Consider the following 19894-nt stretch of genomic DNA (forward strand, 5'->3'; position numbering starts at 1 on the left):
CTAACCCGAGAAGCAACTATTTCCAAATTGGAAAATGTTGCCGTTGAACAGGGCTGAACAGTCCGACGTAGAACCGAACACTACAATCTCGACACTATCCTCGCCGTCGGGTACCGGGTTCGCGGCCCCCACGGTGCACAGTTCCGTAAATGGGCAACCGAAATTCTCCGTGCATACCTCGAAAAAGGCTTCACAATCGACACCCAGCAACTCAAGAACGCTGGTGCTGATACCCATTTCGATGAACTCCTGGAAACAATCCGAGAGATTCGCGCTTCGGAGCGCCAATTCTTCCGAAAAATCTGCGACGTCGTCGCCACAACCAGCGCCGACTATGAAGAGACCAAGACCTTCGAAACCGTCAGAAACTAATTCGCAGACCTGCAGAATCTCATCTATTACGCGGTCCACCGCAGCACCGCCGCAGAACTTATCTTCACCAGAGCAGACCGAACGAAACCTCATGCCGGTTTAACTGGGTGGAAAGGTGAGCGACCGCCCCTAGCAGACTGGTACACGGCGAAGAATTACCTCAACGACGACGAGTTACGCATTATGAACCGACTCGTTTCCATGTATCTGGACTACGCAGAAGACCAGGCCGAGATGGGTAAAACCATGTTGCTCAAAGATTGGCAAGACAAGACACGGTCATGGCTCGAATTCAACGAACGCGAAGTACTGCAGGGACTTGGGAAACGAAACATGTCCCAGGCCAAGGTGAAAGCAAAAACAGAATGGGATGCGTATCAACGCGCGTTAGACAATGAGGTCAACACCGTCGACATGAAAGCGCTAGAAGCCGAAGTTAAAGCTCTGAAACGAGGTGAAGACCCGATTGATTGATGCACTTATCGACGTGGCCGAAGCACGCGGATACCGCGTCCGCTGGCCCGGGGAGGGTCGAAAACCGCGCAGATTCCCGAGCGTCACACGATTAGCATCCGCCTCGGCATGGTGACGCCCTCACCATATGCTCCTTGGCGCATGAGCTTGGGCATGCGCACTATAACGATCCGCCGGGTCATGTTGGCGCTCATGAGTTGCGGGCGGACCGGTTCGCGGCCCGGTTATTGATTAGCCCGGTCGAGTACGAGTTTGCAGAGCGCGTCTATGGCCCAGATCCCGCCGGTTGGCAGCGGAGCTTGAGGGATGGTTCGCTTGGTTGAGGTGTGGCAGAAGATGGAGGAAAATCTGTGCTTAGCCACTTAACACGTAGCGGTCTAGCGCGCTATAATGGTGGTTGCGCGAGTGAGAGAAACACTAACCAAGAAAATTCAACAGTGAAGGGAGATAAGATGGCCCCAGGACTCGTCTTGGGAAATCATCGCGGTAACCCTCCAGGCCATCCAGGTTTGGCAGGGACGCAAGCCCCACTACAAGGGTAAGCGCCGAAAGGGGTAGCCCCCTCCACACTACTCCGAAAGGGACAACCACATGACACAACGAACTTGGCGAATCATCAGCCCCCTTGCTGCTTACGCAACCGCAATACTAACCACCCTCATCAATCCTGCCCTCTGGCCACTAGCTATAGCAATCGCCACCCTCGCGACTATCAACCTCCGCAACGCAACCAGAAAGGACACACTCGAATGACCCCCATCATCGTCGACAAGGACACTGGGCGCGAACTCTGGCGCGTGAAGGACTGCGCCGACCACTGCCATATTAGGCCCTCGACCTGGACCACCTACACAGCCCAAGGACGCACCCCAGAGCCCGTTACCCAGCTCGATGCCCGCACCCCTCTCTGGGACGCCGAAGAAGTCCGAACCTGGCACGCCGGGCGCCCAGGCTCCCCCGTCCCCAACCGCCCCTAAACATGCACCGCCCCGGCACTCTCCACGACCAAATTTCGAGCACCAGGGCGGCCTGTCAGTGACATCGTTAATGTTGCTTACTTAGACAAGCTGCTGTGAATCAGGTTTGTCGATCGTAAGGCTGACGAGTTCGGTGACCCGAGTCTGACCCACATGGAAAGCGTGTTGCTATTTAACCCTGAATTTACGCAAGGCGGTTTAGGGGCAAGCAACGCAAAGCGCACAAACCCCGGCAGCGTTTAACTTCCTTGACGCTAGGTTAAGACACATCAATGGATCTAGCTCCCGCTCCCCAGCCCGGGCAGTGAGCCGCCGTTAAACAGCGCCTAGGTAGCCGAATGTCCCACGAAGTTGCGGACGCCTAGCGGCATACGGGAAGGCAACAAGGTAGGATTTTGGAGTTATCACAATGAGATTGAGAAAGGCCTACCGATGATTCAATTCGTGATTGGAGCTGCGGCCGGCTACGTGCTAGGTACCAAGGCAGGACGCGAGCGCTTCCATCAAATTAAGGGAGCTTACGAGAAAACGGTGAACTCCCCCATCACCCACAAGGCGCTTAAAGCCACGCGCAAGGCGGTAGCCAACAAGCTCGATCCGGATCCACGCATGCGTGAGATCAAGGACCTTAATAAAAAGAATAATGATTCCCCGGACTCAATCTACGAGCCCGATAACAGGTAACAACGGTGCGGCTAGCTGAATCGACTCACGCTAACCGCACCTTCTTTTTAACCTGAACTATTCCTCTAACCCGTACTACCGGAGCACGCGGCTTTGTCAGTGCCTAAAGGCACGTTCGTTAAGTTCGCGACGCGCCTGCTCCAGGGCAATGAGGTCTGCAAAGAGAGAGTTGTAACTCTCCTCGGAGGGGCGCATACGGCCTAGCTGAGCCTTGAGTTGGGCAATCTGATCACCGACTTGCGAGGCCTGAAGGCGGGACAGGACGGAGTCTGCGTACGCCTCACGCGTAGTGGTACCGGTGGGCAGGATTGGTTCCACGGCCAGCTCGGAGACGAAATTCCTGCCGGTAAGATCAAGCATCTCCGCGGCTACCTGGGCGATCCACTCGGTTGGTGGCAGAGTCTTGCCCATCTCAGTTCCTCCCACCGTCGCAATCGCTTTACGGACAGTGCGGTAGGCGTCATTCGTGTACGCCTCCTCGGAGATACCGTCAAAGTAGGAGCCGGCGACGTCGGGGGCTTGGAGCGCGAGCTTGAGCGCCTCGCGTTGTGGCCACAGGTGTGTCTCACGCGGCGAAGGCGGATGAATCATTGGCGCATCCTGTTGGGCCGGCTGCGTTGAATCATCGAAGCGCCTGGCGCGCTTGGGTTCCTGCTTCTTAGGTTTACGGGCCTCCTGCTTCACCATGTGGAGGACCTCCTCCGGATTTGGCCAGCCTACCCAGCCAGCCAGGCGGCGAGCGTAATCCGCCTGCAGCGGCTGGTCACGAATTCCAGCAACGATTGGGACCGTGCGGCGTAGTGCCTGCAGGCGCCCCTCGGCGGTATCCAAGCGGTGTTTTTCCAGGGTTGCCTGTATGACAAACTCAAACATCGGAATGCGGTCCGCTACCAAATCCCGCACGGCAGCGTCGCCGCGCTGCAGGCGCAAATCGCAAGGATCCAGGCCCTCGGGGGCCACGGACACGAAGGACTGGCCCGTGAACTTCTGCTCGCCCTCAAAGGCGCGCATCGCGGCCTTCTGGCCAGCTTCATCGCCATCGAAGGTGTAGATGAGCTCACCATTGAAATAGGAGTCATCAAGCATCAACCGGCGAATGAGCTGCAGGTGCTCGCCACCGAACGCGGTGCCACAGGAAGCCACGGCGGTTTTCACCCCGGCGGCGTACATGGCCATCACGTCCGTGTATCCCTCCACCACCACGGTCTGGCGGTTCTGCGCGATATGCTTTTTAGCCAGATCGAGGCCAAAGAGCACCTTCGACTTGTGATAGAGCATGGTCTCTGGCGTATTCATGTACTTGCCCAGCTTGTCATCATCAAACAGCTTGCGGGCGCCAAAGCCAATCACGTTGCCGGAAAGATCCTTGATAGGCCACAGCAACCGGCGATGGAAACGGTCGATGGGGCCGCGCTTACCCATCTTCGAGATGCCGGCCTTTTCCAGCTCTTCAAAACTAAAGCCCAAGCGCAGCAGGTGTTTGGTAGCGGTATCCCAGCCCTCGGGGGCGTAGCCACACTCAAATTCGTAAATGATGTCCTGACCGAAACCACGATCGAGAAGGAAGTTGCGGGCCGTCTCGGCCTGCGGGGTTTCCAACTGCTGGCGATAAAATTCATGAACCGCCTTATTGGCCTGGATCAAACGCTGCCGTGTACCGGGTTTTTCATCGCGGGCACCGGTACTGCCGCCCTGGTAGTTAATGTGGTAGCCAATCTTCTGCGCCACCGCTTCCACGGCCTCAGGGAAGGAGACCTGCTCCATTTCCATCAGGAAACTGAAGACGTCCCCACCCTTGCCGGTCGAGAAACAGTGGTAGTAGCCACGCTGCGGGCGTACGTGGAACGAGGGCGTTTTCTCCTCTTTAAATGGGGAAAGGCCCTTTAAAGAGTCATATCCAGCAGGCTTAAGCTGAACGTACTCCCCCACAATTTCATCAATAGGGGCACGTTCGCGGATTGCCTGGATGTCACTATCCGGAATTCTGCCTCTAGCCATGTCCTACAGATTACCGCGCCCGATTACCGGGAGCACCTCTGGGCGGGGATGAATACGGCTCTTGATTTTTGATTTGGGCACTGAGCTGCAAAGATGGGTTCCATGTCAAAAGCGAGTCCATCTAAAAAGTCGTTACCGGCAGCAATAGGCGGCGTACTGTTAGTGCTGGTAGCTGGATATTTTGGCCTCGATCTAAGCGATTCCGGATCCGATCAGCCCGCTGGCGATGCCGCAAAGCCCAGCGCGCAGCAGCAGCCGGCCGATTCCAACGATGGTTCCCGGTCCAATGATTTCCAAGAGGGCGGCTCCGGGTTAGAGACTTGCTCGCTAAACTCTCTGCCGGACCAGGCTGAGGTAGTAGCGGATACCATCCTCGCCGGTGGCCCCTACGATTACCCGGACAATGATAATAAGCGTTTCGGCAACTATGAGGGTGTCCTGCCTGAGGAACAGCTGGGCTACTACCGCGAATACACCGTGGAAACCCCGGGGCTCAACCACCGAGGCGAGCGCCGCATTGTCACCGGCGGCGGATCGGAGACGGACCCCGATACGTGGTACTACACCGATGACCACTACGAGAGTTTCTGCGAGATCCCCGACGCGGAAGACTAGAGCAAGACAGTAAGGAATATATCTTTTATGCCGATGACTCGAGTGCTCATCACGGAGCCAGTATCCACCAAGCAGGAGTTCTTCGAGGCCCTTGGAGCCATTCGCCAAGCCGCGGGCGCTCCCGCCCCACGCAACCTCGACGCGATGGTGGATTTCCTGCGTGAACACGATGTGCACTACATCTTCTGCGCCGACTGGCAGCTAGGCGAGGAAGACACCCAAGCCATCGCGCAAATCCTCAGCAACGAGGAAATACTCTTCAGGCTCTAGGCACCTTCCTTAAACCCACGGGCCGCTTCGCTGACGGCAACCAAAGACTCCGCGGTCCCCTCCCCCGGACGAGTCACGCTGCGGTTGCGCCTACCAGCAGTAGGCGCAGGCATCTTCCCTAAAGCCGCGACCAACCTGTAGCTTTCTCCCGTGCAGTATCGCACCTTGCGGGTCCGCATGTTTAATCTCAAACCGGGATTTCACCGCTGCGCAGTGGCGCCCGGTGGCCCGGCGGGACTATGCCTTCTGCTGCGCTTTTCCATCCCCCGCGCTGGAAAAGACCTCCTGGTCCCCTATCCCATAAAGCCGGAGAGCTCCGCGGTGCGGCGGGCCAGGCGTTCCAGGCGTGACTCGGTCATGGACGCCATCTGATCGATGATCACGCGCTGGCGCTGCGCGGCGGTTTCGGCCTGCTCCCACCATGCGCGGTACATCGCGTCCAGGGAACCGGGTGCGCCGGCGGAGAGGTAATCGAACACTCGGTAGATGCGCTCACGCTGACGTTTCTGCCGCGCCAATTGGGACGGCTCATCCATGACGTAGAGTACGGCGATGGTCTTGAGCAGGGTTACCTCGGCCAAAGCTTGCGGCGGAATTATCAGGTTGCCGTTAGTGCGGCCTAATTGGCGGATTCCCTGTTCCGCATTTCCAGTAAGCGTTGCCTCAATCGTGGCTCCCACGTAGCGGCCCACCAACTCAGAGGTCAGCGTGCGCAGGTGTGAATTCGCCCGCAGCGAATAGTCAAAATCCGCGGCCCGCGCCACGGTTGGCAACGCGCGCAGATTATCCGCCGCCTCCAGGAGGGCGTCCGCCGAACCGCCAAAGGCACGCGCGCCCCGCTGCGCCAACTCCGCTAGCTCCACGAGGTCCCACAGGACTTTGAGCGAGATGCGGCCGGATATGATGCCGTCTTCCACGTCATGGACTGAATACGCAATATCGTCAGAAAAGTCCATGGTCTGCGCCTCCATGGACGGCCGCGCGTCCGTATGACCCTGGCGAATCCAATCCAGAATGTGCCCCTCACCGTCATAGCAGCCATACTTGCGATTGATGCTGCCATCCGGGTTGGTTTTTACCCTGGGATACTTGCACGCCGCATCAAGCGCGGCACGGGTCAGGTTCAACCCATAAGACCGGTCATCATGGTCCAGCACCTTTGGCTCCAGGCGCGTCAGGATCCGCAGGGTCTGGGCGTTTCCCTCAAAGCCACCACAATCCTGGGCAACCTCATTGAGCGCATTCTCACCGTTGTGGCCATAGGGCGGATGCCCAATGTCGTGGGTCAACCCGGCCATCTCGCACAGATCCGGGTCCAATCCAAGGCCAGAACCAATGCCGCGTGCAATCTGGGCCACCTCTAGGGAGTGCGTAAGGCGGGTGCGCGGGGTATCTCCATCACGCGGGCCAACCACCTGGGTTTTATCAGCCAAGCGGCGCAGGGCCGCGGAGTGGAGCACGCGCGCGCGGTCACGGGAGAAGGCGCTGCGATGCTCCTCTTGGGCGGACATCGCAGAACCTTTAGGGGACTCATCAAACAGGCGGGCGGAATCATCGGCGCTGTAGGTATACATCAACGTTGATTGTAGGGCTGAACTGCACCTCGTGGGCGTAGGCACCGCGAGTAGGCAGCGACAAAAGCGGCGAAAACGCGCGACGAGCCCCGGCTGAGAATTTGTCCTCAACCAGAGCTCATTGCGCCGTGGCCAGCAAGGTAGACGCCAACCGATGCGGTGGATTTACTGAAGCGTCCTGGGTTTAGTTCCTACCTTAGCTAAGGAAGGATTGAACTATGCCTAGAAAGTATTCCGTCGAGTTCAAGGAGAAGGCGGTCCATCAGATCATCGAAATGGTCCGCCTGGAGTCGTGCTCACTGCAACGCGCCTACACGTCAGGTCGGTGAGCTGCTTGGAGTATCCCACCACACGTTACGAGCCTGGTACCGTGACAGCGCTTGCGTACGGGATAATTCTGACGCTTCAGGCGGCGAAACAATGGAAGAAGAACTCAAGCGTCTGCGCCGCGAAAACCGTGAGCTGAAACGAGCAAACGGGATTTTAAAGACAGCTTCGGCTTTTTTCGCAGCGGAACTCGACCGACCCACGACCAAATGATCTCCTACATCGACGCGCACAAGGATCAATTTGGGGCCCGTGGCCATCTGCAGAGTTCTAAAACAGGCAGATCGTGGATTCATTACTTCAGGCGGCTACCGCAAAGCCACCACACGTGTTCCCAGCGCAAGGGCCTTAAGCGATAGCCTGCTCATCCCAGAGATACAGCGTGTGTGTGCGGAGAATTTCTCGGTCTACGGCATCCGCACAATGTGGCACGCGATGAACCGTGAAGGCTTTCATATCGGCCGCGACAAGACCGCACGTCTGATGAAACTCGCTGGCGTTTCTTGGCTGCAGACGTGGGCGAACACCACTAACAACGATCAGCCCGAAGGCACCGGATCATCGCCGGGGACCTTGTGCGCCGAAACTTCCGTGCGCAGGCACCAGGCAGGATTCGCCTATACCGCGTTTGTCGTGGATGTATTTAGCCGAAAAATTGTTGGTGTCGCTACACGCTCGACGATGCGCACCGACGCGCTGCCGATGGAGGCTTTGGAGCATGCGTTAACGACTGCAGGGCGAATCCATGGAAACCAGCTAATTCACCACAGCGATCGGGGCAGCCAGTATGTGTCACTGAAATATTCCACTGCGCTAGCTGAGTCAGGAATCCGCCCGAGTGTCGGAACAGTCGGCGATTCTTACGACAATGCACTAGCCGAAACAGTCAACGGTCTCTACAAGGCTGAACTGATTCATGCCCAGGGCCCGTGGACGTCGGTCGGAGAAGTCGAACTGGCCACCTTGCGGTGGGTGCATTGGTGGAACACTAAGCGACTTCACGAAGCATTGGACTACGCCACCCCACAGGAAATAGAAACCGAGTACTATCTCACCGAGCCCATCAACACAGGGCCGTAAAAGAAGCGGAACGAAACCCAGGACGCTTCATTGTCTATTAGGTCAGCTTATAGCCTGGTAGCAGGCTACGCTGGTTAAGTGAAAAAATTCTCCCTAGCTAATCTCGTGGGGTACCGATGAAAATAGTTAAACTTGGTCTTTCTTCTCTAGCCTGCGCATTTACTGCGTTAGGGACTTGCTCTTCGGTGGCTGTCGCTGCAGATAATGCCTTCGCTTCATTGCAGGCAATCAGTACTGTGCCATGGAATTAATCGCGCCAGCGACCATGAGTCGCGGTCAGAGGTGTGAACATCTGCGGGCAGATAACAGGGCGCTTGGATCACGCAATGTGCTGGCGCATTTGCGTATCAGTATGAGTATCAGAGCGCGTTCAAAAAGTTAGGGCGCGCACGCGCAATCGAGCACCAGGACGTGACAATCACATGGGGTAAGGAAGTCGCTCCTGTGACTTCTGCGGCAGCACCAGCTGGTTAGTTTGTGCCGTTGGTCCATTTCGTCCAATCGATGAAAGTCATTAGTACAAACAAAAGTGACCTTAACTAACTGATCCAGTTAAGGTCACTTCTCTTACATCATGATTTTACGATTTAATTACGCTCAAACCGTAAACGGACGTCCCTCGTACCGCTCATTATTCTTTTCCTGGAAGGGAGCTAAAAGGTAGCGGCTTTTCCATGGGCAAGGAACTCTCCACAGATAGTAATCATCACCTACATATCCGTCTTCCCGTAGCACCCCTTCTGTCTCAGGTTGGGGGCGTACAACTCCATTAAACTTTTCGGGGATAAGGGCTCTACGACCTACTGGATCTGTCCACTGAAAATCACGTTCCCACCCTTCGTTAAAAGAACACCCATCGAAATAAACTAATACCTCACTAGGCGAACTGAGAGAATGGGAAGCATTCTCTATCGGAATTTCCTCGTACCAGATATCATGGTCTACCTTTTTCCCTTCATCAATCCATCTGAGGACCTCTTGCTCATCAAAACTGGCACCTGCAAAAACCTGGATTGCTGTATCAGGCTTGTCTAGAAAGAAGCGTTTGACGTAGGCGAGATAAATATTAGATATATGCATCAACCGAGGCCTATCTTTTAAAGGTTGCCAGGAATCTTACATTCAACGCGAGCCGGATTACTATATGCCCTCGCATAATAAGTTCCCGTTGAGGTAACAATTGTTCCTTCAGTTACCCCAATAAATGAGGTTTCGACGTCTCCAATGCAATCTTGTTCCACTTTAAGCGAGCTGTACTGATGTGGAAGCTGCGATTTCTTATCGAATGAATAATGCGGTTTAGTATCTGTACTACTCCTTAAATCAGGTGCTTTTTTCCACCATGCATAGTACTTATAGCGCAATGTATTAACGTGGGTCACGCTCAGTACTGAAGTGTCCCGGGTTTTGTTCCTAGGCTTGTGCCTTGATTTCCATTATTTCTCGACTGGGGTGGTGTTCCCAAAATTCGGTTTCGACTTCAGCCGGCGTGCGGTAGCCCAGGCTCTGGTGGAGCCTTGACTCGTTCCACCAATTCACCCACTCGAACGTCGCGATTTCCACGTCGACGACATCGGCCCACGTTCGCCTATGAATCAGTTCATTCTTGTAGGAGCCGTTGACGTTCTCAGCCAAAGTATTGTCATAGGAGTCGCCCACCGTCCCAGTGGACGCTGCGATACCGTGCTCGGCCAAGCGCTCGTTGTAGACGATGCTCACATATTGTGAGCCGTGGTCTGAATGGTGAATCAAGCCCGTTGTTTCCTTAGCGCACACGATTGCCTGGTTCAACGCCTGCAGCGGCAAGACTTCGGTGCGCATCGAATCGGACAGCGCCCATCCGACGATCCTCCGGGAGAATACATCGGTCACGAACGCGGTGTGCACAAAGCCTTTTCGGGTGCGCACGTAGGTAATGTCCGCCACCCACAGCCGATTGGGGCCAGGGGCCTTAAACTCACGTTTTACCAAGTCAGGGCGATGATCCGGGCCCTTGGGTTTGCGTGTTGTGATTGGTGCCCCACCTTTGCCCTTGCCGGACAGTCCAGCACTGCGCATCAGCCGGGCTGTTTGCTCGCGTCCAATGTCAATGCCCTGGCGGCGCAGCACGCGCCACATTTTGCGAATCCCGTAGACACCGTAGTTTTGTTTATGAACTTCGGTAATGCGCTCTACTAGGGCAGCGTCGCGAAAAGCGCGGGAGCTTAAGCCCCGGGCCTTGGATTGGCGGTATCCACGCGAGCTAAGAAAACCGCCTTCGCGATGCGTGTTTAACGTCTGGCAGATGAACTCAACTGAGAAACGATTCCGATGCTCATCGATGAATCGGATCATTTCCGACGTTTTGGGTCGAGTTCGGATGCGAAAAAAGCTGAGGCGGCTTTCAACAACTCATTGGTGTCCCGCAGCTCTTGATTCTCTCGACGCAACCGTGCGTTTTCTGTAGCAAGGTCCTCGGGCATTGATTCCACAACACGTCCTTCGCGACGAGCGGCCTGCGTCCATTGCCTCGCCGTGTGCCACGAGACGCCCAGCTTTGGGGCTACTGCCTGGCACGCGGCTTGCATCGACATATTTTCCGCCAAGATGCGGTCTTCCACGAGACGGACCACACGGTCCTTGGCATCCTGGTCAAATTTTCTTGGCATATTCCAGATTTTCCCATCTACTCAAACGGAACAAAACCTGGGACACTTCAGATTGATGTTATGAAGCTCAATATGCATCCAGCAAGTAGGAAACCGCTAATCTGCAAGTGAGTAGCCCAATTCCCACCGCCGCCTGAAGCAACGAGAAAAATAGTAAACGTTATAGCAGCTAGGCAATGGACGGCAAGACGACTATGTGCACGTAGCCTCTGATTCCTTGGCCATACATTTCCAAGGAACCAGCTCACTACTGTAAGAATAAGATAGAAAATTATTCCAACTAGTATTCCAGGAACTATATAGAGCATGGTTTCCCTTCTTCAGCGGAGAGTTTTGACTCTAGTTAGCAAAGAATATATTTCCTAAGCTGTCTTCTGGACCCATTAATTAGGGTTGATTGGCTCTTGAGTAGAACTATTCTTGGGTTCTGTGATAGCTGCCCGGTATAAAAGTGAGCGCAGACGCCTGGCAACGGCCGGGCTGGTTGCAGTTTCTACCGCGAGAACAAGCAAGCCGCCCGCCTCGTGGGCTAAATACCGCCACCACGCCGCCTGCGGGAAGCGCTGGGGGCACGTGCGCGTGGGGCTCACGCGAGCGTTCAAACCGGCTTTTCGCGCCAGCAAGTACGTACGGGGGACGTGAAGCGGATCCGTGACGATAGTGACCCGAGCGGGGGTACGACTGCCCCTTCTGCGGCGCCTGCTTTGGCCGGTTCCACCGTGGCCGGAGCTAAGCTCGGGAAACTCATGGGCCACAGCGGCTAAAGATTCTGCGGTGTCATTTCCCAGGGATACGGCGCGGACTCGACCGGGGCCTACCGGGACGAATGAGACTCCAGCACCAGGCTGGGAACTATCGAGCGGGGGCGCATCCAGGAGGTACTCGCGGGAGACCTCCGCCTCCGTAAACCTATCCCCTGGCAGCCTGCCGCCCACGGTAATAATCAAGGCGGATGGGTGGCGCGCGGCCAGGATGCGCGCGTGATCCAAACGCGCAGCAAGGACGCGGGAGGCACGGCCGTCATACTGGGCGGCGCCCAGGACGATGATGGCTTTAGGCTGCTGGGTGCAAAGAAACGAGCTAGTCACCCGCGGGGAAGGTAGGAGCTTCATAGGGGCCAAGTATGCCAGCGAACGGTATTGTGGTGAGCATGACAAAGAGGACTTTTGCACGCAACGTAGTAGCAGCCGCCATGCTGGCTGGCGCCGGCACCGCCGTAGCGGCGCCGCTGGTAAGCGCACAGGTTCTGGCCCCGGCGGAGGTCAGGGACCGCGTGACGGATGAATCCGGGGTGCTAAGCAGGGCGCAGGCGGAGGAACTCAATGCAAAGATTACTCAGATCCAGAGCGAAACCCAGCGCATCCTCTATGTGGTTTACGTGCCAAGTTTCGGCGGGCAGGATGCCGAATCCTTCGCGCGGTCCATTGTGAACTCCCGCGGGGAGAATACCGCGGCGTTGGTCGTTGCCACGGATGACCGCTTGGGCGGTGTCTTCACCGGCAGTCAGTGGTCCAACAGTGAGCGCGAGGCCATGTGGGATGCCGCATACAGCTCCCTGGCCGGCGGCGACTGGGGCGCGGCGGGTCTGGCCGCGGCGGATGCGGCATTGGGCAATGGCTCCGGCGCGGGCGCAAACGGCGGGTCAGGCGGGGGCGCTGGCTGGCTGGCCGCTGGCGGCGCCGCAGTAGTCGCCGCCGGTGGCGGCATTTGGGCCGTAAACCGCCGGAAGACGAAGAAAAACCAAAAAGAGGTCCTAGAATCCGCGCGTCAGATCGAACCGGGAAACACCGGGCGTTTGGCCTCCCTAGACTTGGACACCTTAGACAAGTTGGCGCATGAGGAATTATCCTCCACGGATGAGTCCATCCGCCGCGGCAAGGAAGAATTAGACATTGCCATCGCGGAATTCGGTCCCGAGCGGGCGCGGCCATTTATCAAGGCAATGAACCACTCCACCACCACGCTTCAGCGCGCGTTTAGCATCCGCCAGCAACTTGACGACGCCATCCCCGAGTCCCCAGAGCAACGCCGCCAGATGCTGGTTGAGATTGTCTCCTCCTGCGGCAAGGCGGACGATGCGCTTGACGCGCAGGCAACCCAATTCGCCGAAATGCGCAATTTGCTGGTCAATGCCTCCTCTACCCTTGACGAGCTCACGCAGCGCACCGTGGATCTGCGTGCCCGCCTGCCACTCGCCGAGCAGACGCTGGGCGAACTGACGTCCCGCTACGCCGAGTCCATGTTGCGCTCCGTGGCCGATAACGCCGAGATGGCCAAAGTCTCCTTGGAGGAGGCAGAACGCAACATCGAAACCGGCCGCGGGCTTCTGACCAAGCCCGCCGGCGAGCAGGGCGGCCTGGTTGGCGCAATTCGAGATGCAGAGCGCGCCGCGGAGCTAACGGACAAGTTGCTCAGCGGCATCGAACACGCGGAAACCAATATCGGCGAGGCGAAGGCCACCTTGGCCGCGCTCATTGCCGAGGTTGACGGCGAGATTAATGAAGCCCGCGAGCTCGAGGGCGCGGGCAAGGCCAACGGTACCGACGCTGACTGGGCGCAGCTCGAAGACGTGGTATCACGTGCGGAAACCGCCGTGGCCGAGGCCCGGAGCAACGGCGAAACCGACCCTCTAGGCAGCCACACCGCCCTGACTACCATTGATTCCGAGTTGGATGACCAGCTCGACCGCGTGCGCGCAAAGACCGCGGACCGCGCCCGCGCGCTGGAAATGCACCGCCAGCAGATGAGCTCCGCCCAGTCCCAGATCCAGCAGGCGGAGGACGTTATCGCCTCCCGTGGGCGCATCATTGGCGCCACGGCACGCACGAAACTGGCCACCGCAAAGCGCGGACTGGCCATGGCCATGCAGACCCAGGGGTCCGATATCCGTTTGGCTACCGAGTACGCGCGCCAGGCCACCCAGAATGCGCAAAGCGCACTTCACTTCGCCCACACCGATATCGAGCATTACCGCAGCCAGCAGCGCGCGCGCCAGCGCGCTAGCACCGGTGGAGATTTGATTACCGGCATGGTGCTTGGCTCCATCCTCGGCGGCGGTGGCGGCTTCGGCGGCGGCTTCGGTGGTGGTGGCGGCGGCTTTAGCGGCGGCGGTGGCGGCGGAGGGTTCACCGGCGGTGCTTTCTAGCTAGCTTGGGCCCGGGCCGGTGTCTTTTCCACGGCGCTGGCCCTAAAGCTATGTCCAAGGCACGGCGGCTGGATTCGTTTGAGGGAAGGTATACAAACCACCCCGCGGGCAGCTCCTCTACCCGCAGGGCGTATGGACGTACCAGTAACGCTCGATTAGATACGCACGGCTGTTGCGCCCTTGCCGTCAATCTGGTCCACGGCCAGGGCAATCAGCGCGATGGCCTCGGTGCTGGGGGCTTGCCCGGCGTCGGTGAACTCGATGCGCACTTCCCCATCACCGTGCACGCGAATGAACCCAATCGGCTCATCGTACTTCTGCTGCCCGCCGCTGTCCTTGCGGGTGATGATCCGGTCCCTACCGTGGCCCGTGCGGCGTACTCGGGTCAGCGCCAGGGTGGCCTCGGGGGTCTCGCATTCCAGCTCGTTAACGCTAAACGTGGTCTGCCGGATGGCCAGCGGGCCCGGGGTAGCCTTGAGGCCGAACTTCATTAGGGATCCGGCCTTTGCTACGTGCCACAGGCCGGCCTCGGTAGTGATAGTGGCGTGAGGCCGCGAGAGCTGCGCCACGGTGTTTTCAGCCGCATCCATCAACCGGCCACCGCGGAAGGTCCACAGCGCCCCCGGCGGGGTGGGCTCCGGAGCGGAGCCGGTGGTAAAGGGATCACTGCTCATCGCTTCGCTTCTTTCTTGTCTGTGGCGCGTTGGCAAGACGCACAATTGGAGTTCGGACTGGGGGCTTGGCCTAGGTGAAGAATGTCACCACGGCGGCCAAGGTGCACAGCCCCATGCCCACGATGACGGCCATAGCGGTGTTGTTCAGGCGGTTTTCTAGAATGGTGCGAACAAACCAGGACAGCGCCGCGGCGGTCTCGACCGGCAATGGGGTCTCGGGCTGCTCGAATTCCAAAATCGCGGCACGCACGCCGTTATTAGTGCCGGTAAACTGGCCAACCTTGTTGGACTGAGCGTCATCAATAATCCAGTTCGCCCCCTGCTCATTGATGAAGGTAAACAACTGGCCGTCCACGTTGGCCTCGAGGCGCTTTGCGCGGCGCAGGTTGCCCTTGATGTTAAAGACCCGGCCGTCCTCGGCGGTAGCGGTAGCGCCTTCCTTTTCATCTACCTCTAGCCGCCAGGCAAGACCGTCCACCTCGGCGGAATCCTCGTGGAACGTACCGATAACCTCAGGGCCTTCACCGACTAAGAGTCGCGGATGGTCACGGTCGGTACGGTCCCAGCTGGTGTAATGCATAAAACGGAATCCTTTAATGGGGTCGAATCGGCTAATTTTTCTCTGCCACCAATATAGTGCACCGCGCCGCCCGGATAGGGCGTGCGGTGCGGAGGGGGCGGGTAAAGCAAAACGGTGACCGCCTGGGGCGGTCACCGTTTGAAAGTGAGGATGGCCTGAGGTTTTAAGCTACTTCGCTTCCCTAGCAGCCGGCGAGGCGTGCAGCCAGGTATTCCTGCAGCTCGGCCAGTGGAACGCGCTCCTGCTCCATGGTGTCGCGCTCGCGTACAGTAACGGCCTGGTCCTCCAGGGAATCGAAATCGTAGGTCACGCAGAATGGGGTGCCGATCTCATCCTGACGGCGGTAGCGGCGGCCAATGGCACCTGAGGTGTCAAAGTCCACGTTCCAGAAGCCGCGCAGCTTCTGAGCCAACTCCTTTGCAGGAACGGACAGCTCCTCCTTCTTCGATAGTGGCAAAACGGCGACCTTAATCGGGGCGAGGCGGCGGTCTAGCTTGAGCACGACGCGCTTGTCCGTACCGCCCTTGGAATTAGGGGCCTCCTCCTCGTGGTAGGCATCCACTAGGAACGCCATCATGGAACGCCCCAGGCCAGCGGCGGGCTCGATCACGTAAGGAGTCCAACGCTCCTCTTCCTGCTGATCGTAGTAAGACAGATCCTCGCCGGAACCCTCAGAGTGAACGCGCAGGTCGTAATCGGTACGGTTGGCAACGCCCTCAAGCTCGCCCCACTTGGAACCGGTGAAACCGAAGGCGTATTCCACGTCAACGGTGCGCTTGGAGTAGTGAGACAGCTTCTCCTTTGGGTGCTCGTACAGGCGTAGGTTCTCTTTCTTGATGCCCAGATCCACGTACCAATTGAAGCGGTCATCAATCCAGTACTGGTGCCACTCTTCATCCGTGCCAGGCTTGACGAAGAACTCCATCTCCATCTGCTCAAACTCACGGGTACGGAAGATGAAATTGCCCGGGGTGATCTCATTACGGAAAGACTTACCAATGTTCGCGATGCCGAATGGTGGCTTCATGCGGGCGGAAGTCATTACATTCTTGAAGTTCACGAAGATACCCTGGGCGGTCTCAGGACGCAGGTAATGCAGCCCTTCCTCATCATCGACGGGGCCCAGGTAGGTCTTGAGCAGGCCCGAGAACGGCTTAGGCTCAGTCCAATTACCAGGCTGGCCGGTCTCCGGGTCATTGATGTCAGCCAAGCCATTTTCGGGCTCATGGCCGTGCTTTTCCTCGTACGCCTCGATGAGGTGGTCCGCACGGTAGCGCTTGCCGGTGTGCAGGGACTGCACCAGTGGGTCGGTAAAGACCTCAACGTGGCCGGAGGAAACCCAGGTCTGGCGAGGAAGAATGATGGAGGAGTCAATACCCACTACGTCATCACGGGACTGCACCATGTGGCGCCACCACTGGCGCTTGATGTTTTCCTTGAGTTCTACGCCCAGGGGGCCGTAATCCCAGGCGGAACGGGAACCACCGTAGATTTCACCTGCCTGGTACACCAGGCCGCGGCGCTTACATAGTGAAACAACGGTATCGATGACAGATGCCATGGTTAAAAGGACTCCTCTGGTGGGGTATTAAGTCTTTGCGAAAGCCAAGTGCCTACCGCCACGCGGTACACACAAGTGGCTCCAGTGTAGCGGGCCAACCGCCGTAGGTCATGTTATGGCCTAGGAATTAAGGCCGGACTGTTTTCTACCGCGATTGGTTGGCAACGGCCAAGGTAGGCGGCACGGCGCACCCATGAACACGGGGTGTAGTGACTCGCCGCTAGCCACCTCTGGGAATGCGAAAACCGCAGCGCAACGAGACATGATGTCCTTTAAGACGTGATGTCTATCAGTAGCGTGACGGCGGCGAGCACTCTTCGCGAGACTTAGACCACGTGGCTTGGGCATTGACCTAACCAGCGCCGACTCGGCAACTTGAAGGAAAGTGGGGGTCAACTTCTCAGAGAACCCGCACGTTGATACACATGTCAGCAAGGAAATGTGGGCAAAATTACAGCCCGGCCACCCATGCGCTATTAAGCATGGTAAAAGGAAAAAATGGGTGGCCAGACGAGCCGCAGTAACACCTTTTACGCCAAACCGCTTTAGAAAAGTTTTCCCAATTAGTATAGCTTTGAGGATCCACGCTCGAGGTGTGGAAATTGTAAAGTTAACAACGTTATCGGCCTAGCGAGTTTACCCCAAAGTTTGACCTTAATCCCGCTTGAGGAAGATACAGAAATGTAGACAAGCGTCTAGAACTCGTGGTGATGGTGCCATGTACGCCCTATCCGCAAAAAGCGCGTCGATGACCCAACAGAAAGTGGATCCATTAGATGGGCAGAACCCAGCGCAACCAGACTGATGCCATGCTTCGCATCATCGCCGCTCTCGATTCGCCACTTCGCCTTCGCATCATCGAGCTGCTCGCAGATGAGGAACACCCAGTCCACGAACTAGTAGCCAAGCTGGGCCAATCCCAGCCGCTGGTCAGCCAGCACCTTCGCGTGCTGAAGATGGCGGGCCTGATCAAAGGCCACCGCACCGGGCGCAAGGTAACCTACGCCTTAGTCGACCATGAAATCCTCGAAATTATTGGCAGCCTCAAAAAACTCACCTGCCGGATATCCGGCGAATAGCGCCATCTCCCCTCCTAAGGCTGCGGCGTGGGATACCTCAATTGCGCGCCTTTAGTAATTGCTCCGTGTCTTGTTCTAGGCCGGCGAGAAACGCATAAAATCCCCACGTAACGGCGGCTAACCCCGAAAATACCGCGGTAGTATTATTGATTCACAAACTAAGAATGACACTGTAAGATTGTTGACATGTCTATCAATTCGAGCATCCCTAAGCTTGGCGCACGCAATACCAAGCAGCGCACCGCAGTGATCGAGGTCCTGCGGGAATTGGATAAGTTTGCCTCCGCCAAGGACATTTTCCGCGAGCTTCAGGATAAGGGCGCCAAGGTTGGCCTCACCACCGTTTACCGCACTCTGCAGTCCCTGACCGAGATTGAAGCGGTGGACGCCCTCCACATGCCCTCCGGCGAAACCCTCTACCGCCATTGCGAAAATGACGACCATCACCACCATTTGGTCTGCACCAAGTGTGGCCTCACCGAGGAAATTGACGGCGGCCCCATTGAGGAGTGGGCCCAGGCCACCGCGGCGAAGTTCGGTTTCGAAATCACCGGCCACGACGCTGAAATCTTCGGCGTGTGCCGAGCCTGCCGCGGGGCTTAAAACACGCGCATCCCAAAAGGCACGCCTAGGCTTTAGCTTGGGCGTGCCTTTAAAGCGTTTAGGCCACTACCCCGCCAAAGGCTAGGCCTAGCAGGTAGGTAATTCCGGCGGCGCCTAGGCCGATAGCCAGCTGGCGCAGCGCCCGGCCCAGCGGTGGTTTTCCAGAGATAACGCCCACCACGCCACCGGTAAACATCAATGCGATGGACACTAGAATCAGCGCCACAACGGCGCCGGGACCGGAGCCCATGCCAAAAATAAACGGGATGATGGGGATAAAGGCCCCGGTGCCGAAGAACAGGAATGAGCTTAAGGCGGCGAAGCGCGCCTCGCCAATGACTGCATGGTCGTCAGTCTCGGTGCCCGAGTCCACGGACGCGTGGGCCGGCATTCCTGGCATCCCCTTGACCATGTGAGCGTGGGCCTCGTGGACGTCATCTGGATGGCTGTTGTAAAAATGCAACATCTCAGCGGCCATGGCCCTGGCGGCTTCACCATTCATGCCGCGGGCGCGGTAAACCAACTCCAGCTCATTGGCGTTGAGATCCAGCTGACCGATGATCTGCGGCGCTTCATACGCGGGTTTGGAGGCCTCGAGCAATTCGGCCTGGGACTTAACGGAGATATACTCCCCCGCCGCCATGGACAGCGCTCCGGCCAGCAGGCCCGAAATGCCGGTGAGTAGCACGACGGAGGATGAGACGCCGGAGCCCATCACGCCGATGACCAGCGCAAGGTTGGAGACTAGGCCATCATTGGCGCCAAATACGGCGGCGCGGAAATTGCCAGACATCTTCTCACGCCCGCGCGTGGCCAGTGCACGGACTACCTCGGCGTGGACGCGTTCGTCGGCCGCGATCTGCTCCGAGGCATCCTCGTCCTCCCAATACGGCGACCGTGCCTCAGCGCTCTGCATCAGGGCCAAGGCGAAAACGGAACCAAAGTGGCGCGCCATAAACCCCAGCATGCGCGTGTTGAGATCCGCCCTGAGCGGGGCGCCCACCTCATCCCCTAGCTTCTCACGCCAGTATTCCTCGTGTCGCGATTCCGAGTCCGCGAGCTCGAGTAGGATCTGGCGCTCCTCCCCCTCCTTTTTGCGGGCCAGCTCGCGGTAGACCGCCGCCTCCGCCCGTTCATTAGCCAAATACTGGCGCCAACGCTGAATCTGCTTCTTTGTGGGCCCGGCGGGGTGATGGGGCTCCCCCGCCGGGCGTGCAGCTAAGGCATTCATGG

Annotated in this window: 19 protein-coding genes; 9 read left to right on the plus strand and 10 right to left on the minus strand. The window is 57.8% G+C overall.

The annotated features are described in order from the left end of the window. Complete coding sequence (locus CENDO_RS11460) at positions 1 to 465, minus strand: hypothetical protein (RefSeq protein WP_425456169.1); 465 nt, start codon at positions 463 to 465, stop codon at positions 1 to 3. Between CENDO_RS11460 and rhuM the strand changes: the two genes are divergently transcribed. The 3 genes from rhuM (at position 433) to CENDO_RS08235 (ending at position 2507) form a co-directional block, all read left to right on the plus strand. After that, entirely contained in the window at positions 433 to 846 is a 414-nt protein-coding gene (gene rhuM, locus CENDO_RS11465) for a RhuM family protein (RefSeq protein ID WP_425456221.1), read from the plus strand. The two genes, CENDO_RS11460 and rhuM, sit on opposite strands and share 33 nt — an antisense overlap. A 749-nt stretch (positions 847 to 1595) precedes the next feature. Further along, positions 1596 to 1823, plus strand: a complete 228-nt coding sequence (locus CENDO_RS08230; protein WP_136141596.1) for a hypothetical protein — start codon at positions 1596 to 1598, stop codon at positions 1821 to 1823. A gap of 432 nt (positions 1824 to 2255) precedes the next feature. Continuing rightward, on the plus strand, positions 2256 to 2507 hold the full coding sequence (locus CENDO_RS08235) for a hypothetical protein (RefSeq protein ID WP_136141597.1): 252 nt from the start codon (positions 2256 to 2258) through the stop codon (positions 2505 to 2507). A gap of 96 nt (positions 2508 to 2603) precedes the next feature. Here the strand turns inward: CENDO_RS08235 and dnaG are convergent, their stop codons facing one another. Further along, on the minus strand, positions 2604 to 4505 hold the full coding sequence (dnaG, locus tag CENDO_RS08240; protein WP_136141598.1) for a DNA primase: 1902 nt from the start codon (positions 4503 to 4505) through the stop codon (positions 2604 to 2606). Between the two features lie 102 nt (positions 4506 to 4607). Between dnaG and CENDO_RS08245 the strand changes: the two genes are divergently transcribed. Together CENDO_RS08245 and CENDO_RS08250 are read left to right on the plus strand one after the other, a co-directional pair. Then, on the plus strand, positions 4608 to 5120 hold the full coding sequence (locus CENDO_RS08245; RefSeq protein ID WP_136141599.1) for a guanyl-specific ribonuclease: 513 nt from the start codon (positions 4608 to 4610) through the stop codon (positions 5118 to 5120). A gap of 27 nt (positions 5121 to 5147) precedes the next feature. Then, positions 5148 to 5390 (plus strand): Rossmann-fold NAD(P)-binding domain-containing protein, encoded by a 243-nt coding sequence (locus CENDO_RS08250; protein WP_136141600.1) that lies wholly within the window; start codon positions 5148 to 5150, stop codon positions 5388 to 5390. A gap of 293 nt (positions 5391 to 5683) precedes the next feature. On the opposite strand, the gene CENDO_RS08255 is transcribed toward CENDO_RS08250, so the two are convergent. Continuing rightward, complete coding sequence (locus tag CENDO_RS08255) at positions 5684 to 6964, minus strand: deoxyguanosinetriphosphate triphosphohydrolase (RefSeq protein ID WP_136141601.1); 1281 nt, start codon at positions 6962 to 6964, stop codon at positions 5684 to 5686. Between the two features lie 579 nt (positions 6965 to 7543). Here CENDO_RS08255 and CENDO_RS08260 point away from each other — a divergent pair. After that, on the plus strand, positions 7544 to 8371 hold the full coding sequence (locus CENDO_RS08260) for an IS3 family transposase (protein ID WP_246014240.1): 828 nt from the start codon (positions 7544 to 7546) through the stop codon (positions 8369 to 8371). A 597-nt stretch (positions 8372 to 8968) separates the two neighbouring features. On the opposite strand, the gene CENDO_RS11325 is transcribed toward CENDO_RS08260, so the two are convergent. The 3 genes from CENDO_RS11325 to CENDO_RS08280 form a co-directional block, all read right to left on the minus strand. Continuing rightward, positions 8969 to 9451, minus strand: a complete 483-nt coding sequence (locus CENDO_RS11325) for a hypothetical protein (protein ID WP_246014241.1) — start codon at positions 9449 to 9451, stop codon at positions 8969 to 8971. Between the two features lie 333 nt (positions 9452 to 9784). Beyond that, positions 9785 to 11019 (minus strand): IS3 family transposase gene (locus tag CENDO_RS08270; RefSeq protein ID WP_136141602.1). Its coding sequence is split into 2 segments (ribosomal slippage): positions 9785 to 10728 and positions 10728 to 11019, totalling 1236 coding nucleotides; the frame shifts between segments, so codons are not numbered across the junction. A gap of 383 nt (positions 11020 to 11402) precedes the next feature. Then, entirely contained in the window at positions 11403 to 12107 is a 705-nt protein-coding gene (locus CENDO_RS08280; RefSeq protein WP_168707192.1) for a YdcF family protein, read from the minus strand. Between the two features lie 62 nt (positions 12108 to 12169). Here CENDO_RS08280 and CENDO_RS08285 point away from each other — a divergent pair, with 62 nt between their 5' ends. Beyond that, positions 12170 to 14164, plus strand: coding sequence for a TPM domain-containing protein (locus CENDO_RS08285; protein WP_136141605.1), 1995 nt, complete (start codon positions 12170 to 12172; stop codon positions 14162 to 14164). A gap of 155 nt (positions 14165 to 14319) precedes the next feature. Here CENDO_RS08285 and CENDO_RS08290 read toward each other — a convergent pair whose 3' ends face one another. The 3 genes from CENDO_RS08290 to CENDO_RS08300 form a co-directional block, all read right to left on the minus strand. Continuing rightward, a complete protein-coding gene (locus CENDO_RS08290) occupies positions 14320 to 14838 on the minus strand; it encodes a hypothetical protein (RefSeq protein ID WP_136141606.1) in 519 nt (172 codons plus the stop codon). Positions 14839 to 14908: 70 nt separating this feature from the next. Continuing rightward, positions 14909 to 15418, minus strand: a complete 510-nt coding sequence (locus tag CENDO_RS08295; protein ID WP_136141607.1) for a hypothetical protein — start codon at positions 15416 to 15418, stop codon at positions 14909 to 14911. A gap of 181 nt (positions 15419 to 15599) precedes the next feature. Then, positions 15600 to 16979 (minus strand): glycine--tRNA ligase, encoded by a 1380-nt coding sequence (locus CENDO_RS08300; RefSeq protein WP_136141608.1) that lies wholly within the window; start codon positions 16977 to 16979, stop codon positions 15600 to 15602. A gap of 776 nt (positions 16980 to 17755) precedes the next feature. On the opposite strand from CENDO_RS08300, the gene CENDO_RS08305 reads away from it, so the two are divergent. Continuing rightward, a complete protein-coding gene (locus tag CENDO_RS08305) occupies positions 17756 to 18058 on the plus strand; it encodes an ArsR/SmtB family transcription factor (RefSeq protein WP_136141609.1) in 303 nt (100 codons plus the stop codon). A 186-nt stretch (positions 18059 to 18244) separates the two neighbouring features. Next, positions 18245 to 18661, plus strand: coding sequence for a Fur family transcriptional regulator (locus CENDO_RS08310; protein WP_136141610.1), 417 nt, complete (start codon positions 18245 to 18247; stop codon positions 18659 to 18661). Positions 18662 to 18719: 58 nt separating this feature from the next. Here CENDO_RS08310 and CENDO_RS08315 read toward each other — a convergent pair whose 3' ends face one another. After that, entirely contained in the window at positions 18720 to 19892 is a 1173-nt protein-coding gene (locus CENDO_RS08315) for a VIT1/CCC1 transporter family protein (RefSeq protein WP_136141611.1), read from the minus strand. Positions 19893 to 19894: the final 2 nt, after the last annotated feature.

It is taken from the genome of Corynebacterium endometrii (assembly GCF_004795735.1).
GTDB classification, from domain to species: Bacteria; Actinomycetota; Actinomycetes; order Mycobacteriales; family Mycobacteriaceae; genus Corynebacterium; species Corynebacterium endometrii.